Raw genomic sequence first — 25,840 nt, 5'->3', positions numbered from 1 at the left:
TTCTCCCGTGCCGGGAGTACCGGGGGTACGCAGCCGTACGGTCGTCTCACTGTGCGCGGTCGCGGCGACCGCTGCGGTGGCGACGATCGCCTACGCGGGCGGTGACGGCGTCCGGGCGGCCGAGGACGGCCAACGCCCGCGCTCCCGGCCCCCCGCGCTGACCTGGCAGCAGGAGTTGCGCGTCGCCGACGCGAAGCAGCGCCTGATGAGCCGGTGCATGAACCGGCACGGCTTCACCTACTGGGAGGACCGGAGCCTGACGCTCCGGGAGAGCCGCCCGGTGCGCTACGTCCAGGACGACGTGGCGTGGGCCCGCACCCACGGGTACGGGAGCCGGATCGACGCCAAGGGCGGGCGTATCCACGAGGCCAACCCCAACGGCACCTACCGGCAAGGGCTTTCGGCCACCCGGCGCGCCGCGTTCGACATCGCGCTCGACGGCGGCGACACCGCCCGCATGCTCGTGGCGAAGCTGCCCGGCGGCGGGGAGATCCGCAAGCTCCTCGGCGGCTGTACGGAGGAGGCCGAGCGCGAGCTGTACGGCGACCCGGCCGAATGGTTCCGTACGAGCAAGACCGCCATGGGCCTCAACTCGCTCTACGCCGCAGAGCTCATGAAGGACCGCCGGCTCGCCGCTTCGGTACGGGCCTGGGCCCGGTGCATGAAGAGCGCCGGGCAGCCCTACGAGGACCCCCAGGCGGCGCGCGACGCCATCAGGGTCAACACCGGCCGGCTGGGCGTGACCCGAGCCGACGAGGCGTTCGCCGCCGAACGGAGGACCGCCGTCGCGGACGCGACCTGCGCCCGCGAGACCTCCCTGCGGGCCGTGGCCAAGGCCCGGGAGACGTACTACCAGGACCGCCTGCGCGACCGGTTCGGCGAGGCGGTCGACACCTACCGGCACCTCGGCCGCCGCGCGTACGACCGGGCGGTGCGCGTCGTCCCGGAGCGCACCTGACCACCAAGGCACCACCAGCACCGCAGCACACCATCACCGCATCACCAACGAGGGGAATCCACCATGCGTAAATTCATCGTCGCGGCAGCGCTCACCGGCCTCACCGCCCTGGGCATCGCCGCACCGGCCACCACCGCCCACGCGACCGGGAGCACCGTCGCCGGCCCCGGCTGCAACGACAAGTGGGGCCCGCGCGACGGCAACATGTACGCCTGGCAGAACCTGGACTGCCAGGGCACCCTGCTGATCCGCACCGCCGGAAACAGCACCTACTGGGGAGCGTCCGCCACCGACAAGGCGACCTCCGTCATGAACCGCGGCTTCCTGGGCGGCAGGGACATCGTCAAGTTCTACGAGGACATCGACTACAAGGGCGGCCACACCTGCCTGTACCCGGAGGAGCTGTACGCCGACGACGTGACCGACAACCGCTTCCACAACGGTTACGGGGTCAACGACCGCATCACCTCGCACCAGTGGGTGACGGCGGCCTCCTGCTCGGGTTCCGGCGTGCTGACGTGACACACCCCGTTCCGGCCTGACACGCCACGCCACGCCGGCACGAAACCGGCGGCCCGGGACACCCGGGCCGCCGGCCGTGCTCCGGCCGGGAAAGGAAGGCGCGGACACATGGCTCCCGGGCATGACCTCGCAGCGGTCATGTACTAGAGTTATCTCGACATCGAGATATCTGCCGAAGGCGTACCGCAGCCGCCAGGCAGTAAGGCCAACCTAACTAAGCCTTACCTTAGCGGATCGGCGAGCAGCCCGTTGGCGGCACCGCGCGGCGTCAGCCGCACATGCGTCGCGGCGCGGTAGTACGCGCACATTCATGAAGGAGACTGTCGTGTCGGCGAACAGCTTCGACGCCCGCAGCACGCTGCGCGTGGGCGACGAGTCGTACGAGATCTTCAGGCTGGACAAGGTCGAGGGCTCAGCGCGCCTCCCTTACAGCCTGAAGGTGCTGCTGGAGAACCTGCTCCGCACCGAGGACGGCGCGAACATCACCGCCGACCACATCCGTTCGATCGGCGGGTGGGACTCCCAGGCGCAGCCGAGCCAGGAGATCCAGTTCACCCCGGCCCGCGTGATCATGCAGGACTTCACGGGCGTGCCCTGCGTCGTCGACCTCGCCACCATGCGTGAGGCCGTCAAGGAGCTCGGTGGCGACCCCGCGAAGATCAACCCGCTGGCCCCGGCCGAGCTGGTCATCGACCACTCCGTCATCGCCGACAAGTTCGGTACGCCGGAGTCGTTCGCGCAGAACGTGGAGCTGGAGTACGGCCGCAACAAGGAGCGTTACCAGTTCCTGCGCTGGGGCCAGACCGCGTTCGACGAGTTCAAGGTCGTCCCGCCCGGCACCGGCATCGTCCACCAGGTCAACATCGAGCACCTGGCCCGTACCGTCATGGTCCGGGGCGGCCAGGCGTACCCGGACACCCTCGTCGGCACCGACTCGCACACCACCATGGTCAACGGCCTCGGTGTGCTGGGCTGGGGCGTCGGCGGTATCGAGGCCGAGGCCGCGATGCTCGGCCAGCCCGTCTCGATGCTCATCCCGCGCGTCGTCGGCTTCAAGCTGACCGGCGAGCTGACCCCCGGCACCACCGCCACCGACCTCGTGCTCACGATCACCGAGATGCTGCGCAAGCACGGCGTCGTCGGCAAGTTCGTGGAGTTCTACGGCGAGGGCGTCGGCGCCACCTCGCTCGCCAACCGCGCCACCATCGGCAACATGTCGCCGGAGTTCGGCTCGACCGCGGCGATCTTCCCGATCGACGCCGAGACCATCAAGTACCTGAAGCTGACCGGCCGCGACGCGCAGCAGCTCGCGCTGGTCGAGGCGTACGCGAAGGAGCAGGGCCTCTGGCTCGACCCGGCCGCCGAGCCCGACTTCTCCGAGAAGCTGGAGCTCGACCTCGCCACAGTCGTCCCGTCCATCGCCGGCCCCAAGCGCCCGCAGGACCGCATCGTGCTGGCCGACGCCAAGGAGCAGTTCGCGCTCGACGTCCGCAACTACGTGACGGACGACGAGGAGGCGGGCAAGGAGTCCTTCCCGGCCTCCGACTCGCCGGCCTCCTCCGACGGTGTGCCGACCCGCCCGACCCTCGTCGTCACGCCCGATGGACCGAACTACGAGATCGACCACGGCGCGGTCACCGTCGCCGCGATCACCTCCTGCACCAACACCTCGAACCCGTACGTGATGGTCGCCGCCGCGCTCGTCGCCAAGAAGGCCGTCGAGAAGGGCCTCACCCGCAAGCCGTGGGTCAAGACGACCCTGGCGCCGGGCTCGAAGGTCGTCACGGACTACTTCGACAAGGCGAACCTCACGCCGTACCTGGACAAGCTCGGCTTCAACCTGGTCGGTTACGGCTGCACGACCTGCATCGGCAACTCGGGTCCGCTGGACGAGGAGATCTCCAAGGCGGTCAACGAGAACGACCTGGCCGTCGCCGCGGTGCTCTCCGGCAACCGTAACTTCGAGGGCCGGATCAACCCCGACGTCAAGATGAACTACCTGGCGTCACCGCCGCTGGTCGTGGCCTACGCGATCGCAGGCTCCATGAAGGTGGACATCACGCGCGACGCGATCGGCGTGGACCAGGACGGCAAGCCCGTCCACCTCGAAGACATCTGGCCGACCGAGGCCGAGGTCAACGAGGTCGTCGCCTCCGCCATCGGCGAGGACATGTTCAACAAGTCCTACCAGGACGTCTTCGCGGGCGACGCCCAGTGGAAGGCGCTGTCGATCCCGACGGGCAACACCTTCGAGTGGGACCCGCAGTCCACGTACGTGCGCAAGCCCCCGTACTTCGAGGGCATGACGATGGAGACGACCCCGGTCGCCGACATCACGGGCGCGCGCGTGCTCGCCATGCTGGGCGACTCGGTCACCACCGACCACATCTCCCCGGCCGGCGCGATCAAGGCGGACACCCCGGCGGGCAAGTACCTGACGGAGCACGGCGTCGAGCGCCGTGACTTCAACTCGTACGGCTCGCGCCGCGGCAACCACGAAGTCATGATCCGCGGCACGTTCGCCAACATCCGCCTGCGCAACCAGATCGCGCCGGGCACGGAGGGCGGCTACACCCGCGACTTCACGGCCCAGGACGGACCGGTCTCCTTCATCTACGACGCCTCGCAGAACTACCAGGCGGCCGGCACCCCGCTGGTCGTCCTCGCGGGCAAGGAGTACGGCTCGGGCTCGTCCCGCGACTGGGCGGCGAAGGGTACGGCGCTGCTCGGCGTCAGGGCCGTCATCGCCGAGTCGTACGAGCGCATCCACCGCTCGAACCTGATCGGCATGGGCGTGCTGCCGCTCCAGTACCCGGAGGGCGCGTCGGCGCTGTCGTACGGCCTGACGGGTGAGGAGACCTTCACCTTCACGGGCGTCACCGCGCTGAACGACGGCACGACCCCGGCGACGGTCAAGGTCACGACGGACACGGGTGTGGAGTTCGACGCGGTCGTCCGTATCGACACCCCGGGCGAGGCGGAGTATTACCGCAACGGCGGGATCATGCAGTACGTGCTCCGCAGCCTGATCCGCAAGTAGGCGCTGCCCGAAGGGCCGTACCCCGCGCGTCGGACTCGCGCGGGGTACGGCCCTTCGGCGTGCGCGGTTCCGGTCGCGGTTCCGCGTGCGGTTCCCTCTAGAGGACGGTGAACGTGACGGGCGCGGTGGAGCCGCCCGGGGTGACGACCACGACGTCATAGGTGCCCGGGGCGAGCCCGCAGGGCACGGTGACGGTCAGCATCGTGCTGGAAATACTGGTGAAGGCCACCGGCGTCCCTGAGAACGTCACGTCACTGACGTTCAGCAGACACGTGCCGGTGAGGGTGATGCTCGTGCAGCCCGAGCCGGAGGCGGGGGTGATGCTGGTGACCGTCGGGGGGTTGAAGTACGTGAAGCGGCAGCAGCCGCATCCGGCACAAGTGGTGCCGCCCGCCGTGGTGATGACGATGTCCACCGTCTCCGTGCAGTCCGGGAAGGAGTGTGCCGGGGATGTCACGTTCAGCTGACTGTCCGACACCACGGTGAGGGTGGCGGGGGTCGGACCGAAGGTGACCGAGGTCGCGGTCGCCAGCCCACTGCCGTAGATCGTGACGATCGTGCCGCCCGCGGCCGGCCCGGAGTTGGGCCGCACCTCCCGGCACTCCGGCGGGCAGATGTAGAAGAACGGCACACCGTTGCTCCACGACTGCCCCACGGCCACTCTCACCTCGGTCTGGCCGCAGCACAGGGTCGGGACGATGGCGACGATCGTCGTGCTGTTGACGATGGTGAAGGGAACCGGGCGGCCTCCGATCGTCACCTCGGTGACCGGGGTGAACCCGGTGCCGATGATGGTGACGGTCGTCCCGCTGGCTCCTTGGCTGGGCGTGATGCTGGAGATGACTGCCATGGTGTCTCCTGACTCGATCCGAGCCACCGCACCAGCGCTCGCTGATGGAATCCACGCCTCCAGCGGGCCCGCACCACGGCGCCGTGAAACGACCGCACGCGCCCGGCCGACCGCCGTCTTTCCCGCGGAGGGATGGGCGGCCCGCCTATTAGGACACGATCAGTAACCCAGTCATCTCCTGCCCGACACAAGGGATTTAACGGTAAATACGTCATTCTGCGGAGCGTGCGGGGTCACCGCACCTCCAGGCGTACCACCGGCGTGGGCGGCTCCGACTACCTGTCGGTCTTGACGCTCGCGACGAACGCGGTCCAGACGGGGGCAGGTATCACGAGCGCCCCGGCTTCGGGCGCCTTGCTGTCGCGGACCGGGATGATCCCGGGGACGCCGTCCGCCACCTCCAGGCAGTTGCCGCCCTCGCCGTTGCTGTATGAGGACTTGCGCCATGAATACGGGGCTGGTTCCAGCATGATCACCTCTCGGTTTTGACGCCGGCGATGAACGCGGTCCAGGCCGGGGCGGGGAAGACGAGTGCGGCGGCCTGGGGGGTCTTGCTGTCGCGGACGGGGACGGCGTCCGGAATGCCGTCCGCCACCTCGACGCAGTCGCCCCCTTCGCCGTTGCTGTACGAGGACTTGCGCCAGGTGAGGCTGGTCATGTCGGCTGTCGCGCTCATGGTGTCGTGTAGTCCTTCGCCGTCGATTCGAGCCAGTCGAGGGATGCCATCGGTGACAACGCAGCGGCCCTGACCAGATCGTATGACGAGTGGAACCGGCCCACCAGCACCGGTTCATCGATGAGTTGGCCCGTGTGCGAGCCCTCGGTGTACGCCACTTCAGGCGCGTCGCCGAAGGTCATCAGCCGGAACGTCTCCTGCACGAAGGCGTGCGCCGAAGCGGCGTACGGCACCACCTGCACCATCACCCGCCGGGCCCGCCCCAGCGAGGCCAGGTGCCCGAGTTGGTCGGACATGCAGTCCGGACCACCCAGCGGGACGCGCAGCGCCGCCTCGTGCAGAACTGCCCAGAGCACCGGTGCCGTATCCGCATCAAGAATGCGCTGGCGCGCCATCCGGGCGCGTACGTACTCCTCGACCTCCTCTCGCGGGGCGAGCGGCAGCGACGCGTGGGTGATGGCACGTGCGTACGTCTCGGTCTGAAGCAGCCCTGGGACGACCAGCGGTGAGTACTCGCAGATCGACCGGGCCAACGGCTCCAGGGCCCGCCGCGTCCGCGAAGTAGTCGGCAATGCTCGTGCTCCGCGCCAGTTTCGCGAGGCGTTGCAGGTGTTCCCCGCTGCCGAGCACCTCGTCGATCATCCGCGACATGTCCACCATCGGCCATCGCGTCGCCGACTCGAACTGGCCGATGTACGAGCCGGTGCAGAACACCCGCTCACCGAGCTGGGTCTGGGTCATCCCCGCCTCTTCCCGCAAGCGGCGAAGTTCCGCTCCGTAGAAGGCCCTTGGGTTGGCGTACGCGTCGAGATCGTTGGGTTGTGGCATGTGACCCAGCGTAGCCAATCCTTACCTTTCTGTACGCGGAAGACAAGAAACGGGTCACCGGCAAACGCCGGTGACCCGTTCCCGTTCAGACCGGACAGCGAGCTACCGCAGCAACTCCACCTCCGCCAGGTCGGCCTGACCCTGCGTCACCAGACGGTAGTGCTCGTACGGCCCTGGCGTCACCACCGTGAACGCCCTCGTCTGCTGGTCCCACGCAAACGACTGCCCCGACCGCTTGTCCAGGGTCTTCCAGGTCTTGCCGTCCGCCGAGCCCTGCAACTCCCAGGCGACCGGCGAGGTTTCCGCCTTGGCGGACGTCAGCGTGTACTGGACCGCCTTCGTCGCCGACGGGACCGGCAGATCCACCGGACCGCCCGCCGCAGCCGTCGTCTTCGACGAGTTGTCGAAGAGCGCGCCCGAGCCGGTCACCGCGTCCGTCCTCGGCGAAGGCACCTTGTCGTCCTTCGCGATCGAGACCGGCGCCGCGTTCTTGCCCGTGCCCCACGCCGACGGCTTGGCGCCCATGTCGAACTCCAGCGTGCCGCCCTTGGCGAGCAGGTCGTGCGGCAGCGCCGTGGACTTCCAGGACTTGCCGTTGACCTTCAGGCCCTGCACGTAGATGTTCTTGTCGCTGTTCTTCGGCGCCGAGACGACCAGCTTCCTGCCGTTCTCCAGGTGCACCGTCGTCTTCGTGAAGAGCGGCGAGCCCACCGCGTACTCCCCGCTGCCCATCACCAGCGGGTAGAAGCCCATCGCGGAGAAGAGGTACCAGGCCGACTGCTCGCCGTTGTCCTCGTCGCCGTGGTAGCCCTGCCCGATCTCGCTGCCGGTGTAGAGGCGGCCGAGCACCTCGCGGACCTTCTCCTGCGTCTTCCAGGGCTCGGACGCCGCGTTGTACATGTACGTGGCGTGGTGCGCGACCTGGTTGGAGTGGCCGTACATGCCCATCCGGACGTCCCGCGCCTCCGTCATCTCGTGGATGACGCCGCCGTAGGAGCCCACGAACTCCGCGCCCGCGGTCTCCGGCGTCGCGAAGTACTCGTCGAGTTTGTCGCCCAGACCCGCGCGCCCGCCGTACAGATTGGCCAGGCCCCGTGAGTCCTGCGCCGCCGTGAAGGCGTAGCCCCAGCCGTTCGTCTCGGTGTAGTCGTAACCCCACACCCGCGGGTCGTACGTGTCGCTCGGGACCCGCCAGTCGCCCTTCAGGTCGCGGCCCTGGAAGAAGTCGGCCTCGGAGTCGAAGAGCGAGACATAGCTCTGGGCGCGGTTGAGGAAGTACGCGGACTCGTCCTTGTACCGCTTCTGGCCCGTCTCCTTGTAGAGCTTCTCGGCCATCTTCGCTATGCCGTAGTCGTTGAGGTAGCCCTCCAGCGACCACGACAGGCCCTCATGGGTCTCCGTGGAGGCGTAGCCGAGGAACGGCGACGTCTCCATGCCCTTGCGGCCCACGCCCGAACTCGGCGGCACCACGGTCGCGTTCTTCAGCGCCGCCTCGTACGCCGCCTTGGCGTCGAAGTCGACTCCCTTCACGTACGCGTCCGCGAAGGCCACGTCCGAGCTGGTGCCGGTCATCAGGTCGGCGTAGCCGGGGGAGGACCAGCGTGAGATCCAGCCGCCGTCCTTGTACTGCTGGACGAAGCCGTCCACCATCTCCCCGGCCTTCTTCGGCGTCAGGAAGGAGTACGCGGGCCACGTCGTCCGATAGGTGTCCCAGAAGCCGTTGTTGACGTACACCTCGCCGGTGACGATCTTCGCGCCGGTGTGCGTGGGGGAGTCCGTGCCCGTCTTCGGTACGAAGGGGCTGGCGTACTGCTGCCGCGGCTTCTTCTTCGTACCCGTGTTCTCGAAGCCGGAGTTGGGATACAGGTAGAGCCGGTAGAGGCTGGAGTACAACGTGGTGAGCTGGTCCTTGTTGGCGCCCTCGACCTCCACCTTCCCCAGGATGCCGTCCCAGGCGCGCTGCGCGTCCTTCTTGACCCGCTCGAAGCCGAGGTCGGCCGGCAGCTCGTCCGCGAGGTTCTTCTTCGCCTGGTCGACGCTGATCAGCGAGGTCGCGATCCGCAGATCGACCGTGCGGTCCTGGCCCGCGTCGAGGCGTACGAATCCGGTGACGTCCTTGCCGCCGCCGCCCGGCAGCTTGCCGCTGTCGGTGACCGCCGCGTCGAAGACGCCGTACACGAACAGCCTTGTGGCGCCCGCCGATCCACCGCTGCGCACGTCGGAGAAGCCGGTGAAGGACCGGTTCGCGGCGTCGATGGTCAGACCGCCGTTGTTGTTGACGTTGTCGAGGACGATGCTCGCGTCGTCACCGGGATAGGTGAACCGCATCGCCGCCGCGTGGTCCGTGGGGGTGATCTCCGCCTTGAGTCCGTTCTCGAACGTGACGCCGTAGTAGTGCGGCCTGGCGATCTCGTTCTCGTGGCGGAACGGCAGCGCGCGCGCCGAGCGCGACGCGTCCGGCGTGCCGCCGGCCGTCGACGGCATCAGCTGGAAGGTCTGCCGGTCACCCATCCAGGGGCTCGGCTCGTGGCTCGCGGACAGCGCCTCCAGGGTGGGGAGGTTGTCGCTGTTGTTGTCGCGCGCGTACTCGTACAGCCAGCTCGTGGACCCGGCGTTCGTCACCGGGGTCCAGAAGTTGAACCCGTGCGGCACGGCCGTGGCCGGGAAGGTGTTGCCGCGCGAGAACGAGCCGCTGGAGTTGGTGCCGCGCGTGGTGGACGCGTAGTCCGACAGATGCGCGAGGCGCTTCTCGGGCGCCTTCACGGCCAGCGCGATGTCGTCCACCCAGCCCTGGAACTTGGCCGGGCCCTTCGGGGAGTCGTACGCCACGAGTATCCGGTCCACCGTCTTGCCAGCGGCGGCCGAACCGATCCGCGAGGAGACCGCGTTCCACTGGTTGACGTACAACCGCTTGGCCGCTCCCTGGCCCTGAGGGGTCATCAGCCCGCCGTGCGAGTCGAGGGCCTTCAGGTCGCTCAGGTACGTGCCGTCGGTGAAGGCGAGGTCCACCGAGACGTTCGTGGCCGGGTAGTTCAGGTCCGTCTCCGGCATGGAGGGGTAAATCCGGTACGACAGCTCTGTGTTGGGGCGCACGGCCGTGTCGACGTCGAAGACCTTGTTGTACGAGTAGGCCCGGCCGTCGGGCTTGTGCGAACCCGAGTACTCCAGTGCGCGCTTCCCCGTGAAGCCGGCGTTGGACTTGGCCGTGGGCGAGCCGCCGGGGCCGCCGTCGACATGGCTGCGCATGTCGGCGGGCGGCGGCGTGGTCGTATCGCCGTTGGAGAACTGCACATCGGCAAGCTGGGTGGCGTCACCCGCGCCGTTGTTCCTGGTGATGTCCAGCCGGTAGTGCGCGTACGCGGTCGAATTGTCGAAGTCGTATGACTTTGTCTGGAATCGTTCGTCGAAGGTCTGGTCGACCCGGGAATCGAGGGTCTTCCACTCCTTGCCGTCCGTCGATCCCTGGAGCGTCCAGTCCTTCGGGTCGCGCTCGGCGTGGTCGTTCGCCGACGTCAGCGCGTAGGTCACGACCTTGGTGGGCGCGTCCAGGTCGAACTCGACCCAGGCGGTGGGCTCGAAGGCCAGCCACTTGGTGCTGGACTGGACGTCGACCAGGTTCTCCTTGCCCTCGCCGCCGCCGGTGTTCTCGTCGCTGGCGCGCAGCTCCACGACCCGGTCCGTGACATTGCCCGGTATGCCGGCGTTGAACTCCCCGGTCACGCCCGAGGAACGCTTCTTCCCGTCGGCTCCGGTGTCCACGGTGTCGCGCCAGTCGGGCTGCGTGTCGCTCTCCTCGAAGGACGAGGTGAACGAGTCCTTGGGGGCGTCGGTCCTGGCGGGCTGTGCGACCGCCGCCGAGTGTGCGGTGACCATGAGCAGCGAAGCGACCGCCACCAGGGCGGCGTTGCGGTACTGCGTGTGCCGGGGTCTTGGTGTGCGCTGCATCCCGAGCCTTCCTCCTGCGAAAGCGTGATGGACAACGTTGTCATAAGCCATGCGCAGGTTAAGTAGTGATGCAGAAGGTGCACGGTGTCAAGAGTGTTGCCGGTGTGAGATGACAGAAACCGGCCATTCCGCCAAAAGTGATTCGTTGGAGCTGCGCATATTCAGGTGCGCGAGAGCACGCGAGCGGGCCGGATATCGTGGCGTGCGCGATCCGGGAAATGCGGTGAGATCCGTACGATGCCATGGGTGTCTTCTGAAACCCGCCGGAGGTCTCAACTAGGGAAAGTCTCCCGCCCAAACCTGCTTTCGATCTTGCTCACTTGACCTGAAGTGGACTATACCTGTCGGCGTCCGCCTCGCCAGGTTTCGAACGGCGAAGGGCCGGGAGCGCACGCGAATCAAGCACCACAATCCTGCACGACCCAGCTTCATTTGACCGCGGTGGCGGGGCCCTTCTGCCTCAGGCGAGAAGGACGGGCGACCGGTACACCGCCTGAGTCCTGGAGAAGGCGAGGACTTGAGCATGGGATCAACCTCCGCTCACAGCAATGAGGGCCTTGGCCGTCGCGATCTGATCAAGCGTTCGGCGGCGGTCGGCCTGATCACCGTGCCGACGATGAGTTTCCTGGCCTCCTGCGCGAGCAGCGACAGCGGCGGCGACGAGAAGGTCGAGAAGGGCAAGACCTCGGCGAAGAACCCCCTCGGAGCCAACGAGACGGCGCAGCTCGAAGTCGTCATCTTCAACGGCGGGTTCGGCGAGCAGTACGCGATCGACGCGGAGAAGCGTTACAACACGGCGTTCCCGAAGGCCCCGAAGGTCAAGCACGCGGCGACCGAGAAGATCCAGTCCACGCTCCAGCCGAGGTTCAACGGCGGCACCCCGCCGGACCTGATCGACAACTCCGGCGCCGAGCAGATGGACATGGGCGTGCTGGTGGGCAAGAAGCAGCTCACCGACCTCACGGCGCTGATGGACGCCCCGTCGTACGACGACCCCGCCAAGAAGGTGCGCGACACCCTGCGTCCCGGCATCGTCGAGATGGGTCAGTTCGACGGCGACCCCGTCTGGATCATGTACTACGCCTACACGGTCTACGGCGTGTGGTACTCGCAGAAGGCGCTGGAGAATCTCGACGCGACCTACCCCGAGACATGGGACGACATGCTCGCGGTCTGTGAGAAGGCGAAGAAGAAGGGCATCGCCGGCTGGACGTACGCGGGCAAGCACCCGTATTACATCCCCTTCTCGCTCTACCCGATGATCGCCAAGATCGGCGGCGCCGAGGTCCTCGACAAGATCGACAACCTGGAGCCGAACGCCTGGAAGGACCCGGCGGTCAAGACGGCGTTCGAGGCGTACTACGAGCTCTTCAAGAAGGGCTACATCCTCCAGGGCACCCCCGGCCTGGACCACATCCAGTCGCAGACCGCCTGGACGAAGGGCAAGGCGCTCTTCATCCCGAACGGCTCCTGGGTGGAGAACGAGGCGGCCAAGACGATGCCGGCCGACTTCAACCTCGCCGTCGGCGCGCCGACCGGCATGGACGCCTCCGACACGCTGCCGTTCGGGACCATCTGGGCCTCCGGCGGTGAGCCCTTCATCGTCCCGCAGAAGGCCAAGAACCCGCAGGGCGGCATGGAGTTGCTGCGCATCATGCTCAGCGAGGAGTCGTCGAAGAACTTCACCTCCCAGGTGAAGTCGCTGACCGCCCTCAACGGCGGCACGGACGGCATCGAGCTGACCCCGGGCCTCAAGTCGGCCGTCGCCTCCCTGGACAAGGCGGGCGAGAACGTCGTCAACCCGCGCCTCCAGGACTGGTACGTCAAGCTCCAGAAGGAGCAGATCGGGGTCGCCGGTCTCGGCGAGATGATGGCCGGGCGTCTCACCCCCGCCGAGGCCATCAAGAAGATCCAGGGCTACGCGGATGCCGCCGCGAAGGACCAGTCCATCAAGCACTACAAGCACCAGTGAGCAGGCGTCACTAGGCCGTGTCTTCAAAGTCCCGCCTGGCCCGCGACGCCTGGACGGCACCTCTCCCCCGTAGCCCTTCGGGCACGGGAGGTGCCCCCTGCGTTGTCGGAGTCGTGCGAGTACGTCCAGTACGAGCACGATCCTCCGCCTTGCGATGCACCGCACCAGCCGCCGCGGGCCCCGCCTTGCAGGCGGACGGCGCTACTTTGAAGACACGTCCCAGCGGCGGCATCCGCGCACAGATCGGGGTCGGATCCATGCAGCACGGTAAATACCGGTTCATCGCGGGGTTTTTGATCGCCCCCTTGGCGTTGTACGCGATCTTCGTCATATGGCCGTTCATCCAGTCCATCTACTACTCGTTCACGGACTGGACGGGGCTGAGTTCCGACTTCAAGATGGTGGGCTTCGACAACTACAAGAAGATGTTCGAAGACGACATCTTCTGGAAGTCCTTGCAGCACAGCGTGCTGTTCGTGCTGCTGCTTCCGCTGGTGACGCTCTCCCTCGCGCTGTTCCTCGCCTTCATGATCAATGTCGGCGGGCGGCGGCGAAAGGGCGCCACGATCGCGGGTGTACGCGGTTCGGGCTTCTACAAGATCGCGTATTTCTTCCCGCAGGTGCTCTCCATCGCGATCGTCGCCCTGCTTTTCCAGTTCGCCTACAACCCGGAGAGCGGCGCCATCAACGCGGCACTCTCCGCGGTGGGTCTGGACAACATCCAGCCGCTCTGGCTGGGTGACCCGGATCTCGCGCTCTGGTGCGTGATGGCGGTCCTGATCTGGAGCACCGTCGGCTTCTTCGTCGTTCTCTTCTCCGCCGGAATGGCCTCCATTCCGAAGGACTATTACGAGGCGGCGCTGCTGGACGGCGCGGACCGGTTCACGACCTTCTTCCGGATCACCCTTCCGCTGCTCTGGGACACCGTGCAGGCGGGCTGGATCTACATGGGCATCCTGGCGCTCGGCGCCGAGGCGTTCGCGGTCGTACAGATCATGACCGTGGGGCCGGGCGGTGGCGGACCCGACTACTCGACCACGGTCCTGCCGCTGTACGTCTACCAAACGGCCTTCAGGGACGCCCAGGCCGGTTATGCCACAACGATCGGTGTCGCTCTGCTCGTGGTCACGCTGTCCTTCGCGGCGGTCGTGACGAAACTGGGCCGGCGCGAGCGGCTGGAGTTCTGATGAAGACCACTGACACGCCTCCGGCCACCACGCCCGAGGAGCCGCGCGACCGGCCGCCGGTGACCAAGGTGAACGCGCCGCCGGAGAGGGAGAATTCCGGGGGCGGCGTCCTCAACGTCTTCTCGCACGGTGTGCTGGTCATCTGGGCGCTGCTGGTCGTGCTGCCGCTGCTGTGGGCGGTGATGTCCTCCTTCAAGGACGACAACTCCATCTTCAGTTCGCCCTGGGCGCTGCCGGACAGGCTCCACTTCGAGAACTGGTCGCGGGCCTGGACCCAGGCGCACATGAGCGACTACTTCCTCAACACCATTCTGGTGGTGGGGGGTTCGCTGATCGGCACTCTGGTGCTCGGCTCGATGGCCGCGTACGTACTGGCGCGCTTCGATTTCCCCGGGAACCGCTTCATCTATTTCCTCTTCGTGGGAGGGATGAGCTTCCCGATCATCCTGGCGCTGGTCCCGTTGTTCTTCGTCATGAACAACATGGGGCTGCTGAACACCACGCACGGTCTGATCCTGGTCTACATCGCCTACTCGCTGCCGTTCACGGTGTTCTTCCTGTCGTCCTTCTTCAGGACGCTGCCGACTTCGGTGGCGGAAGCGGCGATCATCGACGGCGCCTCGCATACGAGGACCTTCTTCCAGATCATGCTGCCGATGGCCAAGCCGGGTCTGATCAGCGTCGGTATCTTCAACTTCCTCGGGCAGTGGAACCAGTACATGCTGCCGACGGTGCTCAACACCGACCCGGACAAGAAGGTGCTCTCGCAGGGTCTGGTGCAGCTGGCGGTCAGCCAGGGCTACAAGGGCGACTACTCCGGGCTCTTCGCCGGACTGGTGATGGCGATGCTGCCGGTGCTCGCCGCGTACATCATCTTCCAGCGCCAGGTCGTGGCGGGGCTGACGGCGGGAGCGCTCAAGTAGCCGTTCGCACCTCCTCGGAGTCCCTTCGTCGAACCGCCCTCCGGCCTCTCGCCGGGGGGCGGTTCGCGGCGTTCCGGGCCCTCGTCGCGCCGTGCTCCGGGCCCTCGTCCGGGGGGTTCGTTCGGTATCCATCCCGAGCCGAAGGGGCAGTTTTCGCCACCGCCACTGGCCTGAATTCGCCAAAACGCCCATGTCCGCAGGTCAGATGCGTACGTACGGTGCCCATCCACGTCCAGCACTGCTCAAGGTCTTGACGGGAAGCGACCCGAAAGGCTGAGCTTAGAGTTCACAAGTTGGAGATACGCCGGGGCCTCACAGGCGCGACCCCGGCCGGGGGCGGTGGTCGTGCCGCCTGCCAAGGGCAGGAGTGGATCAGTTGTGGAGACTCCAGGGTCACAGTCGTCTCTGCACCGGGCGAATCTGGAGCGTGTCGTGCGCGCGGTGCGCATGGCGGGCTCGCTCACCCAGGCGGAGATCGCCCGGAGCACAGGACTGTCGGCGGCCACGGTCTCCAACATCGTCCGCGAGCTCAGGGAGGGCGGCACCGTCGAGGTGACGCCCACCTCGGCGGGGGGCCGCAGGGCCCGCAGCGTCTCGCTCAGCGGCGACGCGGGCATCGTCATCGGCGTCGACTTCGGCCATACGCATCTGCGGGTGGCGGTCGGGAATCTGGCCCACCAGGTGCTCGCCGAGGAGTCCGAACCGCTCGACGTGGACGCCTCGTCGGCGTACGGCTTCGGCCGGGCGGAAGAGCTGGTGGAGAGGCTGATCGAGGCCACCGGGATAGGCCGCCAGAAGGTCATCGGCGTGGGGCTCGGGGTGCCGGGCCCGATCGACGTCGTCTCGGGCACCCTCGGCTCGACCTCGATCCTGCCGGGCTGGACGGGGATCAACCCCAGCGAAGAGCTGGCGGGGCGGCTCGGCGTACCGGTGTACGTCGACAACGACGCCAATCTCGGCGCCCTCGGCGAGCTGGTCTGGGGCAGCGGCCGGGGCGTGCAGGACCTCGCCTACATCAAGGTCGCCAGCGGCGTCGGCGCCGGCCTGGTCATAGAGGGCCAGATCTACCGCGGACCGGGCGGTACGGCGGGTGAGATCGGGCACATCACGCTGGACGAGTCGGGTCCCGTCTGCCGCTGCGGCAACCGCGGCTGCCTGGAGACCTTCACGGCCGCCCGCTACGTACTGCCGCTGCTCAGGTCCAGCCACGGCCGCGATCTGACCATGGAGCGGGTCGTACAGCTGGCCAGGGAGGGCGACCCGGGCTGCCGCCGGGTGATCGCCGACGTCGGGCGCCACATCGGCAGCGGCGTCGCCAATCTCTGCAATCTGCTCAACCCCAGCCGGGTGGTGCTCGGCGGCGATTTGGCCGAGGCTGGTGAGCTGGTGCTCGCGCCGATACGGGAGTCGGTCTCCCGGTACGCGATCCCGAGCGCGGCCAGACAGCTCTCGGTGCTGCCGGGAGCCCTCGGCGGCCGTGCGGAAGTGCTCGGCGCCCTCGCCCTCGTACTGAGCGAAATGGGCGATTCGACCCTACTTGAGAGCACTCTGCCCGTCGGCTCGGCTGTCTTCACTTAGATAACGAATGGCACCGTTGTCATCTCGTTAAGGATTTACTCCTTGACGCTGCGTCCGCAGCGGAGTTGACTTCCAGCCACCTCGGCCGCAACGTCGCGGCCTCGTCAGGGAGGTTTCTGAAGTGAACGCACATCTCCGACGTGCTGCCGTGGCTGCCGCTGCCACCGCGATGGCCGTCTCTCTCGCCGCCTGTGGAAGCGCCAAGGAGTCCGGTGACTCGGCGAAGGAGTCGTCCAAGAAGTCCGACGGCTCGCTGACCATCGGTCTGCTGCTGCCCGAGAACCAGACCGCGCGCTACGAGAAGTTCGACAAGCCGCTGATCGAGAAGCGGGTCAGCGAACTGACCGACGGCAAGGGCAAGGTCGTCTACGCCAACGCCAAGCAGGACGCGTCGACGCAGAACCAGCAGGCCGACACGATGGTCACCAACAAGGTCGACGCCCTGATCGTGGACGCCGTCGACTCCAAGGCCATCACGGGCTCGGTCAAGAAGGCCAAGGACGCCGGCATACCGGTGATCGCCTTCGACCGCCTCGCCGAGGGCGACATCGACGGCTACGTCTCCTTCGACAACGAAGAGGTCGGCCGCGTCCAGGGCCAGGCGCTCCTGGACGAGCTGGGCCCGAAGGCGAAGGACGGTGACATCGTGATGATGAACGGCGCGATCACCGACCCGAACGCCGCCCTCTTCAAGAAGGGCGCCAAGTCCGTCCTCGACGGCAAGGTGACGATCGGCAAGGAGTACGACACCAAGGAGTGGAAGCCGGAGAACGCCAACGCCAACATGGAAGGCGCGATCTCGGCCCTGGGCAAGGACAAGATCGTCGGCGTCTACTCCGCCAACGACGGCATGGCGGGCGGCATCATCACCGCCCTCAAGGGCGCCGGAATCTCCCCGCTCCCGCCGGTCACCGGCCAGGACGCCGAACTCGCCGGTGTGCAGCGCATCGTCGCCGGTGAGCAGTTCATGAGCGTCTACAAGCCGTACCCGACCGAGGCCTCCATCGCGGCCGAGATGGCCGTCGCGGTCGCCAAGGGCGAGTCCCTGGACGCCATCGCCAAGACCACGGTCGACAGCGCCACCACCAAGGAGATCCCGTCGGTGCTCGTCCCGGTCGTCTCGCTGACCAAGGACAACATCAACGACACGGTCATCAAGGACGGCATCTACACCGTCGACGAGATCTGCACCGCCAAGCTCAAGGCCAAGTGCGACACCCTCGGCGTCAAGTAGTCAGCCAGTAGGACCGCGGAAACCCGCCCTGAAGCCTGTCCGGCGCCCCGCCCTCAACTGTCCCGCTACCGGGCGGGGCGCCGGACGGACCACTTCACGGCTTTTCGTGCGTCCCCCGCATTTCTCTCTTCTGCTCGACCCCCGTGCCCACCACCCCCAGGGCGCGGTATCCCCGCCGGCCAGGCGGCGAAGGAGATGGTTTACGTGACCGCTACGCCCGTGCTGGCGTTGCGAGGGGTCTCCAAGCGGTTCGGTGCCGTGCAGGCGCTCACCGACGTAGAGCTTGAGGTCCATGCCGGACAGGTCGTCGCCCTCGTGGGCGACAACGGCGCCGGCAAATCCACGCTCGTCAAGACGATCGCCGGAGTCCACCCCATCGATGACGGCGTCATCGAGTGGGAGGGCAGGTCGGTCGCCATCAACAAGCCGCACGACGCCCAGGGACTGGGTGTGGCGACGGTCTACCAGGACCTCGCGCTGTGCGACAACCTCGATGTCGTCGGCAATCTCTACCTCGGCCGGGAGCTGCGCTCCTGGGGTGTTCTCAACGAGGTCGAGATGGAGCGCCGCGCCCGCGAGCTGCTCACCACGCTGTCGATCCGCATCCCCAGCGTGCGCATCCCGATCGCCTCGCTCTCCGGCGGCCAGCGCCAGACCGTGGCCATCGCCCGGTCGATGCTCGGCGAGCCCAAGCTGGTGATCCTCGACGAGCCCACCGCGGCCCTCGGCGTCGAACAGACCGCCCAGGTCCTCGACCTGGTCGAGCGGCTGCGGGAGCGCGGTTACGCCGTGATCCTGGTCAGCCACAACATGGAGGACGTCCGCGCGGTCGCCGACAAGGTCGCCGTGCTCAGGCTGGGCCGTAACAACGGCTTCTTCGACGTCGCCACCACCTCGCAGGAAGACATCATTTCCGCGATCACCGGTGCCACGGACAACGCCGTGACCCGCCGCGCGGCGCGCAACGTGGAGGTTAAGAAGTGAGTCTCGACAAGACCTCCGCACCTGTCGGCACCGCCGACGACGCGCCCGCCCCCGCGGCCGGCGCGGCGACGGTCGCCGTGGACCCCCGGCTCGTCGTACGCGAACAGGGCTTCGCGGGCTACGTGTCGGAGTTCAAGCGCAAGATGCGCGGCGGTGACCTCGGTTCCATACCGGTGGTCCTCGGCCTGATCATCATCTGGGCGATCTTCACCAGCCTCAACTCGAACTTCCTCACCGCCGGCAACCTCTCCGACATCTCGGTCGCCATGGTCGGCACCGGCATGATCGCGGTCGGCATCGTCTTCGTCCTGCTGCTCGGCGAGATCGACCTGTCGGTCGGCTCCGTCAGTGGTGTGGCGGGCGCAGTCTTCGCGGTTCTCGCCGTCACACACGGCATGTCGGAGTGGCTCGCGCTGATCCTGGCCATCCTGACCGGCGCCGCCGCGGGTGCCCTCCACGGCTTCTTCTTCGCCCGGGTGGGCGTGCCCGCGTTCGCCGTGACCCTGGCCGGTCTGCTGTTCTGGAACGGCTTCATGCTCCAGATCCTCGGCGACAACGGCACGATCAACCTGGACCCCGAAGGCCTGGTCGGCAATCTCACCGGGTACTTCTTCGCCGATGTCGCCGCCGCCTACGGGCTCGCCGTGGTCGTGGTGGCCGGCTTCTTCCTCTCCTCGTTCTTCGACAACCGCCGCCGGGCCGCCGCCGGTGTCCCGTCCCGGCCGCTGAGCGAGATCATCGTCCGTACGGCGCTGCTGGCCGTCCTGGCCTTCGCCGCGGCGATCACCTTCAACCAGTACAAGGGCCTTCCCCTGGCCGTGCTGATCTTCGTGATCGTCCTGGTGCTGACGGACTTCGTACTCCGCCGCACCGCCTTCGGCCGCAAGATCTTCGCGCTCGGCGGCAGCGTCGAGGCCTCTCGCCGTGCCGGTATCAGCGTCGTCGGCGTCCGGATCGCGGTCTTCTCCATCGCGGGCACCTTCGCCGCGATCGGCGGTCTGTTCATCGCCTCGAAGATCGCCTCCGCCAACCAGGGCGCCGGCGCCGGTGAGCTGCTGATGAACGCCATCGCCGCTGCCGTCATCGGTGGCACCAGCCTCTTCGGTGGCCGGGGCCGCACCTGGAACGCGCTGCTCGGTGTGCTCGTCATCACGTCGATCCAGTACGGCCTCGCCCTCCAGGGCATCGCCTCGCCGATCCAGTACATGATCACCGGTGGTGTGCTGTTGGCCACCGTCGTCATCGACGCCGTCACCCGGAAGACCCAGAAGACCGCTGGTCGCGCCTGACAGCTGTCCTCGCACGTCGCGCCCGGTACCGGAGGCCCGGTACCGGGCGTGTTCGTGTGGTGGTGGGGCGTTCGACGGGCGTAGGTCTGACATACGCACAGATGCTCATACGGTGAATCATGTGCCGCCCGATGACGCCCGTGGCGACGGGAACATTAGACTCGGCGGACCGGTATGCCAGATCAGTTCAACCCAAGGAGGCACGGTGACACAGCCGCGCGCAGCCAGGCCGCCCGAGGCGGCGGTGGGCGACGGATGGGACCTGCTGACCCGCATCAAGGGCCCGCGTGATCTGGACCGCCTCGGCCCGGAGCAGTTGGAGCAGCTCGCCGGAGAGATCCGGTCCTTCCTCGTCGACGCCGTCTCCAAGACCGGCGGACACCTCGGCCCCAACCTCGGGGTCGTCGAGCTGACGATCGCGCTGCACCGGGTCTTCGACTCACCCAAGGACAAGGTCCTCTTCGACACCGGCCACCAGTCCTATGTGCACAAGCTGCTCACGGGACGTCAGGACTTCGGCAAGCTCAAGAGCAAGGGCGGCCTCTCCGGCTACCCGTCCAGGGCCGAGTCCGAGCACGACATCATCGAGAACTCGCACGCGTCGACGGTCCTCGGCTGGGCCGACGGTCTCGCCAAGGCCAATCAGGTGCTGGGCCGCGACGACCACGTGGTCGCCGTCATCGGCGACGGCGCGCTCACCGGCGGCATGGCCTGGGAGGCGCTGAACAACATCGCAGCCGCCAAGGACCGCCCGCTCGTCATCGTCGTCAACGACAACGAGCGTTCGTACGCGCCCACCATCGGCGGCCTCGCGGACCATCTCGCGACCCTGCGCACCACCGACGGTTACGAGCGCTTCCTGGCCCGCGGCAAGGACATCCTGGAGCGCACGCCGGTCGTCGGCCGCCCTCTCTACGACACGCTGCACGGCGCGAAGAAGGGCCTCAAGGACTTCATCGCCCCCCAGGGCATGTTCGAGGACCTCGGCCTCAAGTACGTGGGCCCGATCGACGGCCACGACGTGGAGGCGATGGAGTCGGCCCTCCAGCGCGCCAAGCGCTTCGGCGGCCCCGTCATCATCCACTGCCTCACCGAGAAGGGCCGCGGCTACCAGCCCGCCCTCCAGGACGAGGCCGACCGCTTCCACGCCGTAGGCAAGATCCACCCCGACACCGGTCTGCCGATCGCCAGTTCAGGCGTCGACTGGACCTCGGTGTTCGGCGAGGAGATGGTCAAACTCGGCGCCGAGCGCGCGGACATCGTCGCCATCACCGCCGCGATGCTCCAGCCCGTCGGCCTGGAGAGGTTCGCCAAGGCGTTCCCGGACCGGGTGTACGACGTGGGGATCGCCGAGCAGCACGGGGCGGTGTCGGCGGCCGGTCTGGCCACCGGCGGACTGCATCCCGTCTTCGCCGTGTACGCGACCTTCCTCAACCGCGCCTTCGACCAGGTCCTGATGGACGTCGCCCTGCACAACTGCGGCGTGACGTTCGTCCTGGACCGGGCCGGCATCACCGGCACCGACGGCGCCTCCCACAACGGCATGTGGGACATGTCGATCCTCCAGTGCGTGCCGGGCCTGCGGATCGCCGCCCCGCGCGACGCCGACCAGGTACGGGCCCAACTCCGCGAGGCCGTCGCGGTCGACGACGCCCCGACCGTGGTGCGCTTCTCCAAGGGCGCCGTCGGCCCCGCGGTCGCCGCAGTGGGCAAGGTCGGCGGCATGGACGTGCTGCGCCGCCCCACGGAAGGTCCCGCGGACGTACTGCTGGTGTCGGTCGGCGCGCTCGCCCCGATGTGTCTGGAGATCGCCGATCTCCTGGACAAGCAGGGCATTTCGACCACGGTGGTCGACCCGCGCTGGGTCAAGCCCGTCGACGAGGCCCTCCCGCCGCTCGCCGAGCAGCACCGCGTCGTCGTCACCGTCGAGGACAACAGCCGTGCGGGCGGCGTCGGTTCGGCCGTCGCGCAGTCGCTGCGGGACGCCGGGATCGACATTCCTCTGCGGGACTTCGGCATTCCGGCCCGCTTCCTCGACCACGCCTCCCGCAAGGAGTTGCTGGCCGAGATCGGGCTGACAGCCCCGGACATCGCGCGCCAGGTCACCGGCCTCGTATCGAGGATCGACGGCCGCATGGCCGGCGAACTCTCGGCCGAGGAGATCACGCGCGACTGACGCGAGAGCACAGAAAACGCACCGGCGGATGGGCCGGTCGGACTCCCTGTACGGGTGGTCCGACCGGCCCATCCGTGTGAAATAAGCGCTCCCGGGCACCGGCGTCGCCGAGCACCTCTCGATCATGGCGGCAACCACGCACTCGGAGGTACGCCGGTGACCACCCCGCACGACACGGGACCCAGAAGACACCCGATGTTCCGCACGAAAACCGTCGAACAGTCCATCCAGGACACCGAAGAGCCCGAGCACGCGCTCAAGAAGTCGCTCTCCGCGCTGGATCTGACGGTCTTCGGCGTCGGCGTGATCATCGGCACCGGCATCTTCGTCCTCACCGGCGCCGTCGCCAAGAACAACGCGGGCCCCGCCACCGCCCTCGCCTTCGTCGCCGCGGGCATCGTCTGCGCCCTCGCGGCCGTCTGCTACGCGGAGTTCGCGTCGACCGTGCCGGTGGCCGGCTCCGCGTACACCTTCAGCTACGCCTCACTCGGCGAACTGCCCGCCTGGATCATCGGCTGGGACCTGGTCCTCGAATTCGCCCTCGCCACCGCCGTGGTGGCCGTCGGCTGGTCCGGCTACGTACAGTCGCTCTTCCAGAACGCGGGCTGGCACATGCCCGACTCCCTCGCGGGCACCAACGAGGAAACCGGCTTCGGCTTCGACCTGTTGGCGTTCCTTCTCGTTCTGCTGCTGACCGCGATCCTCGTCCTCGGGATGAAACTCTCCGCGCGCGTCACCGCGGTCGTCGTGGCCGTCAAACTGACCGTGGTCCTCATCGTCATCATCGCCGGCGCGTTCTTCATCGACTCGGCGAACTACTCGCCGTTCATCCCCAAGGCGCAGGAGCAGCCCGCGGGCGCCGGACTGGCGTCGCCGCTCATCCAGCTGATGTTCGGCTACGCGCCCACCAACTTCGGCGTGATGGGCATCTTCACCGCCGCCTCCGTCGTCTTCTTCGCCTTCATCGGATTCGACATCGTCGCCACGGCAGCCGAGGAGACGAAGGTGCCGCAGCGCGACATGCCGCGCGGCATCATCGGCTCGCTGCTCATCTGCACCGTCCTCTACGTGGCCGTGTCCGTCGTCGTCACCGGCATGCAGCACTACACCCGGCTCACCGTGGACGCACCGCTCGCCGACGCGTTCAAGGCCACCGGGCATCCGTTCTACGCGGGCGTCATCAGCTTCGGCGCCGCCGTCGGCCTCACCAGCGTGTGCATGATCCTGCTGCTCGGCCAGACCCGGGTGTTCTTCGCGATGAGCCGTGACGGGCTGCTTCCACGCTTTTTCTCACACGTCCACCCCCGGTTCCGCACCCCGTACCGTTCGACGGTGCTCCTCGGCGTGATCATCGCGATCGTCGCCGGTTTCACCAGCATTGAGGAGCTGGCGTCGCTGGTGAACATCGGCACGCTCTTCGCCTTCGTCGTCGTCGCGATCGGCGTGGTCATCCTGCGCCGTACGCGCCCCGACCTGCCGAGGTCCTTCCGCGCCCCGCTGGTGCCATGGCTGCCCGCCGCGTCCGTGCTGGCCTCGCTCTGGCTGATGCTCAACCTGCCCGCCGAGACCTGGCTGCGCTTCGCCATCTGGATGGCCGTCGGTGTGGTCGTCTACTTCGCCTACGGACGCGGCAACAGCCGCCTGGGCAAGGCCGCCTGACGCCGCATCAGTTTCCACCGTCACCCCCCGCCGCAGGAAAGTCGCCCATGCCCGTCGAGCCGCGGTCCGCCGCACCCCACCTCTCGCCCACCCGCCCCGGACCCACCAGGCCGCTGCCGGCGCAGCGGAAGCCCGCCCGAGCCGAACCCACCAGCGCCCCCGCGGACGGCTTCTGGCGACGACTGCTGCCCGTCCTGGCAGCCCTCGCCCTCGCCATCCGCCTCCCGTCCTTCCCGCACTCCTTCTGGAGCCCGGACGAGGGCTATCTCGCGGTCCAGGCCCGGATACTGGCGGAGGGCGGCGAGCTGTACGAGACCGTGGTCGACCGCAAGACACCGCTGCTGCCGTGGCTGTACGAGGCGGCGTTCCTGCTCTTCGGCGACGGATCCGGCCAGGCGATGAAACTCCTCGCCGTCGGCGCCCAGTTCACCACCGCCGCCCTGCTCGCGGCCTTCGCCCGGCGGCGCTGGGGCGACCGCTCGGGTGTCACGGCCGGGGTGCTCTTCCTGCTGATCTCCGTCGGGTTCATCCCGCAGGACACCCAGGCCGTCACCTTCGAGGTCGTCATACTGCCGTTCACCGCCGCGGCCGTCCTCTGCGCCGACCGGGGCCGCTGGGGCGCCGCCGGAGCGGCCGTCGCGGGAGCGTTCCTCACCAAGCAGACCGGGGGCGTCGTTCTCGTCCCGGTGCTCTGGCTACTCTGGCGCACCCACGGTGCCGCCCCGAGCCGCGCCCCGCTGCGAACAGGTCTCCTGCGTACGGCAGTCGGCTTCGCCGCCCCGGTCGTCGCGGCAGCGCTCCTGACCGACCCCGGGGGCTTCCTCTTCTGGACGGTCACCGGATCGGGGGCGTACGCCTTCTCCCTCGACGGGTCCGAACTCCACGTCCTCGTCCGGGCGGTGGTGAACTGCTCCGTCCTCGGCCTCTGCTGCCTCGGTATCCTCCCGCCGGTCCGCAGAGCCCTGCGCACCGGACCCCGGCCGCGCGAGGCGGCCCTCTGGGTCTGGTTCGGCGCGTCCGCCGGAGCCGTCGCAGTCGGCTTCCACTTCTTCGGCCACTACTTCCTGCAACTCCTGCCCCCCATCGCCCTGTTGGCGACCTCCGCCCTGCGCTCACTGCGCCACGAACGGCTCAGGCACGTCCTCTCCGTGCCCGCCTGCGTCTGCGCGTGCTTCGTCGTCTGGGCCGTCTTCGCCCCGCGCTCCGAACTCACCCACGCGGAACGCGTCGCCACCGCCGTACGGGAACACAGCGCCCCGACCGACCGCGTCCTCGTGTGGGGAATACACCCGCAGACGTACCGCCTCGCCGACCGGACCCCCGCCAGCCGCTATCTGACCGCCGGGCTCCTCACCAACTTCAGCGGCGGCAGGGACGGGCCACAGGTGGGCGAGCGGTACGGGGTACCGGGCGCCTGGCGGGTCTTCGCCGCCGAGATGAGGGCGCGCCCACCCGCGCTGATCGTGGACGACTCACGGGGCAAGCCGTACGCCCCCGAACGCCTCCCGACGCTGCGCCGGCTCCTGGCCGGACAGTACGAGCCGCTGCCCGGCACCGTCGATGGCACCGTCTTCTACGTCCGCTCGTCCGGGAGTTGACGCACCGTACGGGGCCCGACGCACCGCGCGCCGTACGCCTCGACCCGCCGCCGCAGCTCCCGGTCGGCGGTGACGACGACACACGGGCGCTCTCCCGAGCCCGCGGCCAGTTCGCTGATCAGGTCGTCACCGCTGCCGGGCGCCGCCTCCACCCGGACACCCGGCACGGACTCCACACCTCGCGCCCGCCCCTCCACGACCAGCACCACGTCCAGGGGTCCCGGAACCCCGGCGCCCGGCAGGCCGTCCCCGGCGAGCGGCACCAGTTCGTCCCGCAGCCGTTCGGCCGCTCCGCGCCGGTCGCGCCACCATCCGTCGGGCACCGAACCGACCACGTTCGCCCCGTCGACAATCAGTAGAATCCGCACTTCAGGAGCGTGCCACAACCAGCCGGGGCGGTACGGTTCCGCGTCACCCGCGA

At 68.1% G+C, this 25,840-nt stretch carries 19 protein-coding genes and 1 pseudogene; 13 read left to right on the top strand and 7 right to left on the bottom strand.

Going from position 1 to position 25,840, the window contains the following annotated elements:
- Window positions 1-7: 7 nt before the first annotated feature.
- From OIE74_RS07910 to acnA, 3 genes are all read left to right on the top strand, one after another.
- Entirely contained in the window at window positions 8-958 is a 951-nt protein-coding gene (locus OIE74_RS07910; RefSeq protein WP_329379956.1) for a hypothetical protein, read from the top strand.
- A 63-nt stretch (window positions 959-1,021) separates the two neighbouring features.
- The gene (locus tag OIE74_RS07905; protein WP_329379953.1) at window positions 1,022-1,480 is read left to right on the top strand and encodes a peptidase inhibitor family I36 protein; all 459 of its coding nucleotides are present in this window, start codon (window positions 1,022-1,024) and stop codon (window positions 1,478-1,480) included.
- A 325-nt stretch (window positions 1,481-1,805) separates the two neighbouring features.
- Entirely contained in the window at window positions 1,806-4,520 is a 2,715-nt protein-coding gene (gene acnA / locus OIE74_RS07900) for an aconitate hydratase AcnA (RefSeq protein ID WP_329379951.1), read from the top strand.
- A 97-nt stretch (window positions 4,521-4,617) separates the two neighbouring features.
- Here acnA and OIE74_RS07895 read toward each other — a convergent pair whose 3' ends face one another.
- From OIE74_RS07895 to OIE74_RS07870, 6 genes and pseudogenes are all read right to left on the bottom strand, one after another.
- Entirely contained in the window at window positions 4,618-5,370 is a 753-nt protein-coding gene (locus OIE74_RS07895) for an IPT/TIG domain-containing protein (protein ID WP_329379948.1), read from the bottom strand.
- 275 nt (window positions 5,371-5,645) lie between these two features.
- Entirely contained in the window at window positions 5,646-5,840 is a 195-nt protein-coding gene (locus OIE74_RS07890; RefSeq protein WP_329379945.1) for a DUF397 domain-containing protein, read from the bottom strand.
- Between the two features lie 2 nt (window positions 5,841-5,842).
- A complete protein-coding gene (locus tag OIE74_RS07885; RefSeq protein WP_329379942.1) occupies window positions 5,843-6,046 on the bottom strand; it encodes a DUF397 domain-containing protein in 204 nt (67 codons plus the stop codon).
- Window positions 6,043-6,618, bottom strand: coding sequence for a DUF5753 domain-containing protein (locus OIE74_RS07880; RefSeq protein ID WP_329379939.1), 576 nt, complete (start codon window positions 6,616-6,618; stop codon window positions 6,043-6,045). Before OIE74_RS07880 ends, OIE74_RS07885 begins: the two co-directional genes overlap by 4 nt.
- Before the next feature lie 94 nt (window positions 6,619-6,712).
- Window positions 6,713-6,787: pseudogene (locus OIE74_RS07875) on the bottom strand (hypothetical protein); the annotation flags it as partial.
- Between the two features lie 189 nt (window positions 6,788-6,976).
- Window positions 6,977-10,819, bottom strand: coding sequence for a GH92 family glycosyl hydrolase (locus OIE74_RS07870; protein ID WP_329379937.1), 3,843 nt, complete (start codon window positions 10,817-10,819; stop codon window positions 6,977-6,979).
- A gap of 523 nt (window positions 10,820-11,342) precedes the next feature.
- Here OIE74_RS07870 and ngcE point away from each other — a divergent pair.
- The 10 genes from ngcE (at window position 11,343) to OIE74_RS07820 (ending at window position 25,419) form a co-directional block, all read left to right on the top strand.
- Window positions 11,343-12,791 carry an N-acetylglucosamine/diacetylchitobiose ABC transporter substrate-binding protein gene (gene ngcE / locus OIE74_RS07865; RefSeq protein WP_329379934.1) on the top strand — a complete coding sequence of 483 codons (1,449 nt, stop codon included), beginning with the start codon at window positions 11,343-11,345 and terminating at the stop codon, window positions 12,789-12,791.
- A gap of 257 nt (window positions 12,792-13,048) precedes the next feature.
- Complete coding sequence (locus OIE74_RS07860) at window positions 13,049-13,978, top strand: carbohydrate ABC transporter permease (protein ID WP_329379931.1); 930 nt, start codon at window positions 13,049-13,051, stop codon at window positions 13,976-13,978.
- Window positions 13,978-14,901, top strand: coding sequence for a carbohydrate ABC transporter permease (locus OIE74_RS07855; RefSeq protein WP_329379928.1), 924 nt, complete (start codon window positions 13,978-13,980; stop codon window positions 14,899-14,901). The genes OIE74_RS07860 and OIE74_RS07855 overlap by 1 nt, the downstream gene beginning before the upstream one ends.
- Window positions 14,902-15,279: 378 nt before the next feature.
- Complete coding sequence (locus OIE74_RS07850) at window positions 15,280-16,479, top strand: ROK family transcriptional regulator (protein ID WP_329379925.1); 1,200 nt, start codon at window positions 15,280-15,282, stop codon at window positions 16,477-16,479.
- A gap of 121 nt (window positions 16,480-16,600) precedes the next feature.
- Window positions 16,601-17,713, top strand: coding sequence for an ABC transporter substrate-binding protein (locus tag OIE74_RS07845; protein WP_329379923.1), 1,113 nt, complete (start codon window positions 16,601-16,603; stop codon window positions 17,711-17,713).
- Window positions 17,714-17,908: 195 nt separating this feature from the next.
- Window positions 17,909-18,697, top strand: a complete 789-nt coding sequence (locus tag OIE74_RS07840; protein ID WP_329379920.1) for an ATP-binding cassette domain-containing protein — start codon at window positions 17,909-17,911, stop codon at window positions 18,695-18,697.
- Window positions 18,694-19,986 carry a sugar ABC transporter permease gene (locus OIE74_RS07835; protein WP_329379917.1) on the top strand — a complete coding sequence of 431 codons (1,293 nt, stop codon included), beginning with the start codon at window positions 18,694-18,696 and terminating at the stop codon, window positions 19,984-19,986. Before OIE74_RS07840 ends, OIE74_RS07835 begins: the two co-directional genes overlap by 4 nt.
- 244 nt (window positions 19,987-20,230) lie before the next feature.
- The gene (dxs, locus tag OIE74_RS07830; RefSeq protein WP_443076344.1) at window positions 20,231-22,162 is read left to right on the top strand and encodes a 1-deoxy-D-xylulose-5-phosphate synthase; all 1,932 of its coding nucleotides are present in this window, start codon (window positions 20,231-20,233) and stop codon (window positions 22,160-22,162) included.
- A 195-nt stretch (window positions 22,163-22,357) separates the two neighbouring features.
- A complete protein-coding gene (locus OIE74_RS07825) occupies window positions 22,358-23,821 on the top strand; it encodes an amino acid permease (protein WP_329379914.1) in 1,464 nt (487 codons plus the stop codon).
- 47 nt (window positions 23,822-23,868) lie between these two features.
- On the top strand, window positions 23,869-25,419 hold the full coding sequence (locus tag OIE74_RS07820; protein WP_329379912.1) for a glycosyltransferase family 39 protein: 1,551 nt from the start codon (window positions 23,869-23,871) through the stop codon (window positions 25,417-25,419).
- Here the strand turns inward: OIE74_RS07820 and OIE74_RS07815 are convergent.
- Window positions 25,395-25,787 (bottom strand): NTP pyrophosphohydrolase, encoded by a 393-nt coding sequence (locus OIE74_RS07815; protein WP_329379910.1) that lies wholly within the window; start codon window positions 25,785-25,787, stop codon window positions 25,395-25,397. The two genes, OIE74_RS07820 and OIE74_RS07815, sit on opposite strands and share 25 nt — an antisense overlap.
- Window positions 25,788-25,840 lie beyond the last annotated feature (53 nt).

The organism is Streptomyces sp. NBC_01716, assembly GCF_036248275.1.
Lineage (GTDB): Bacteria > Actinomycetota > Actinomycetes > Streptomycetales > Streptomycetaceae > Streptomyces.
This window is presented reverse-complemented; position numbering and strand designations above follow the sequence as displayed.

What these genes read in the sequence shown, in the direction of transcription:
- OIE74_RS07905 (WP_329379953.1), top strand. Translation starts at nt 1,022, where the DNA reads ATGCGTAAATTCATCGTCGCGGCAGCGCTCACCGGCCTCACCGCCCTG.
- OIE74_RS07895 (WP_329379948.1), bottom strand. Translation starts at nt 5,370, where the DNA reads ATGGCAGTCATCTCCAGCATCACGCCCAGCCAAGGAGCCAGCGGGACG.
- OIE74_RS07890 (WP_329379945.1), bottom strand. Translation starts at nt 5,840, where the DNA reads ATGCTGGAACCAGCCCCGTATTCATGGCGCAAGTCCTCATACAGCAAC.
- OIE74_RS07885 (WP_329379942.1), bottom strand. Translation starts at nt 6,046, where the DNA reads ATGAGCGCGACAGCCGACATGACCAGCCTCACCTGGCGCAAGTCCTCG.
- OIE74_RS07870 (WP_329379937.1), bottom strand. Translation starts at nt 10,819, where the DNA reads ATGCAGCGCACACCAAGACCCCGGCACACGCAGTACCGCAACGCCGCC.
- ngcE (WP_329379934.1), top strand. Translation starts at nt 11,343, where the DNA reads ATGGGATCAACCTCCGCTCACAGCAATGAGGGCCTTGGCCGTCGCGAT.
- OIE74_RS07860 (WP_329379931.1), top strand. Translation starts at nt 13,049, where the DNA reads ATGCAGCACGGTAAATACCGGTTCATCGCGGGGTTTTTGATCGCCCCC.
- OIE74_RS07855 (WP_329379928.1), top strand. Translation starts at nt 13,978, where the DNA reads ATGAAGACCACTGACACGCCTCCGGCCACCACGCCCGAGGAGCCGCGC.
- OIE74_RS07840 (WP_329379920.1), top strand. Translation starts at nt 17,909, where the DNA reads ATGGTTTACGTGACCGCTACGCCCGTGCTGGCGTTGCGAGGGGTCTCC.
- OIE74_RS07825 (WP_329379914.1), top strand. Translation starts at nt 22,358, where the DNA reads ATGTTCCGCACGAAAACCGTCGAACAGTCCATCCAGGACACCGAAGAG.
- OIE74_RS07820 (WP_329379912.1), top strand. Translation starts at nt 23,869, where the DNA reads ATGCCCGTCGAGCCGCGGTCCGCCGCACCCCACCTCTCGCCCACCCGC.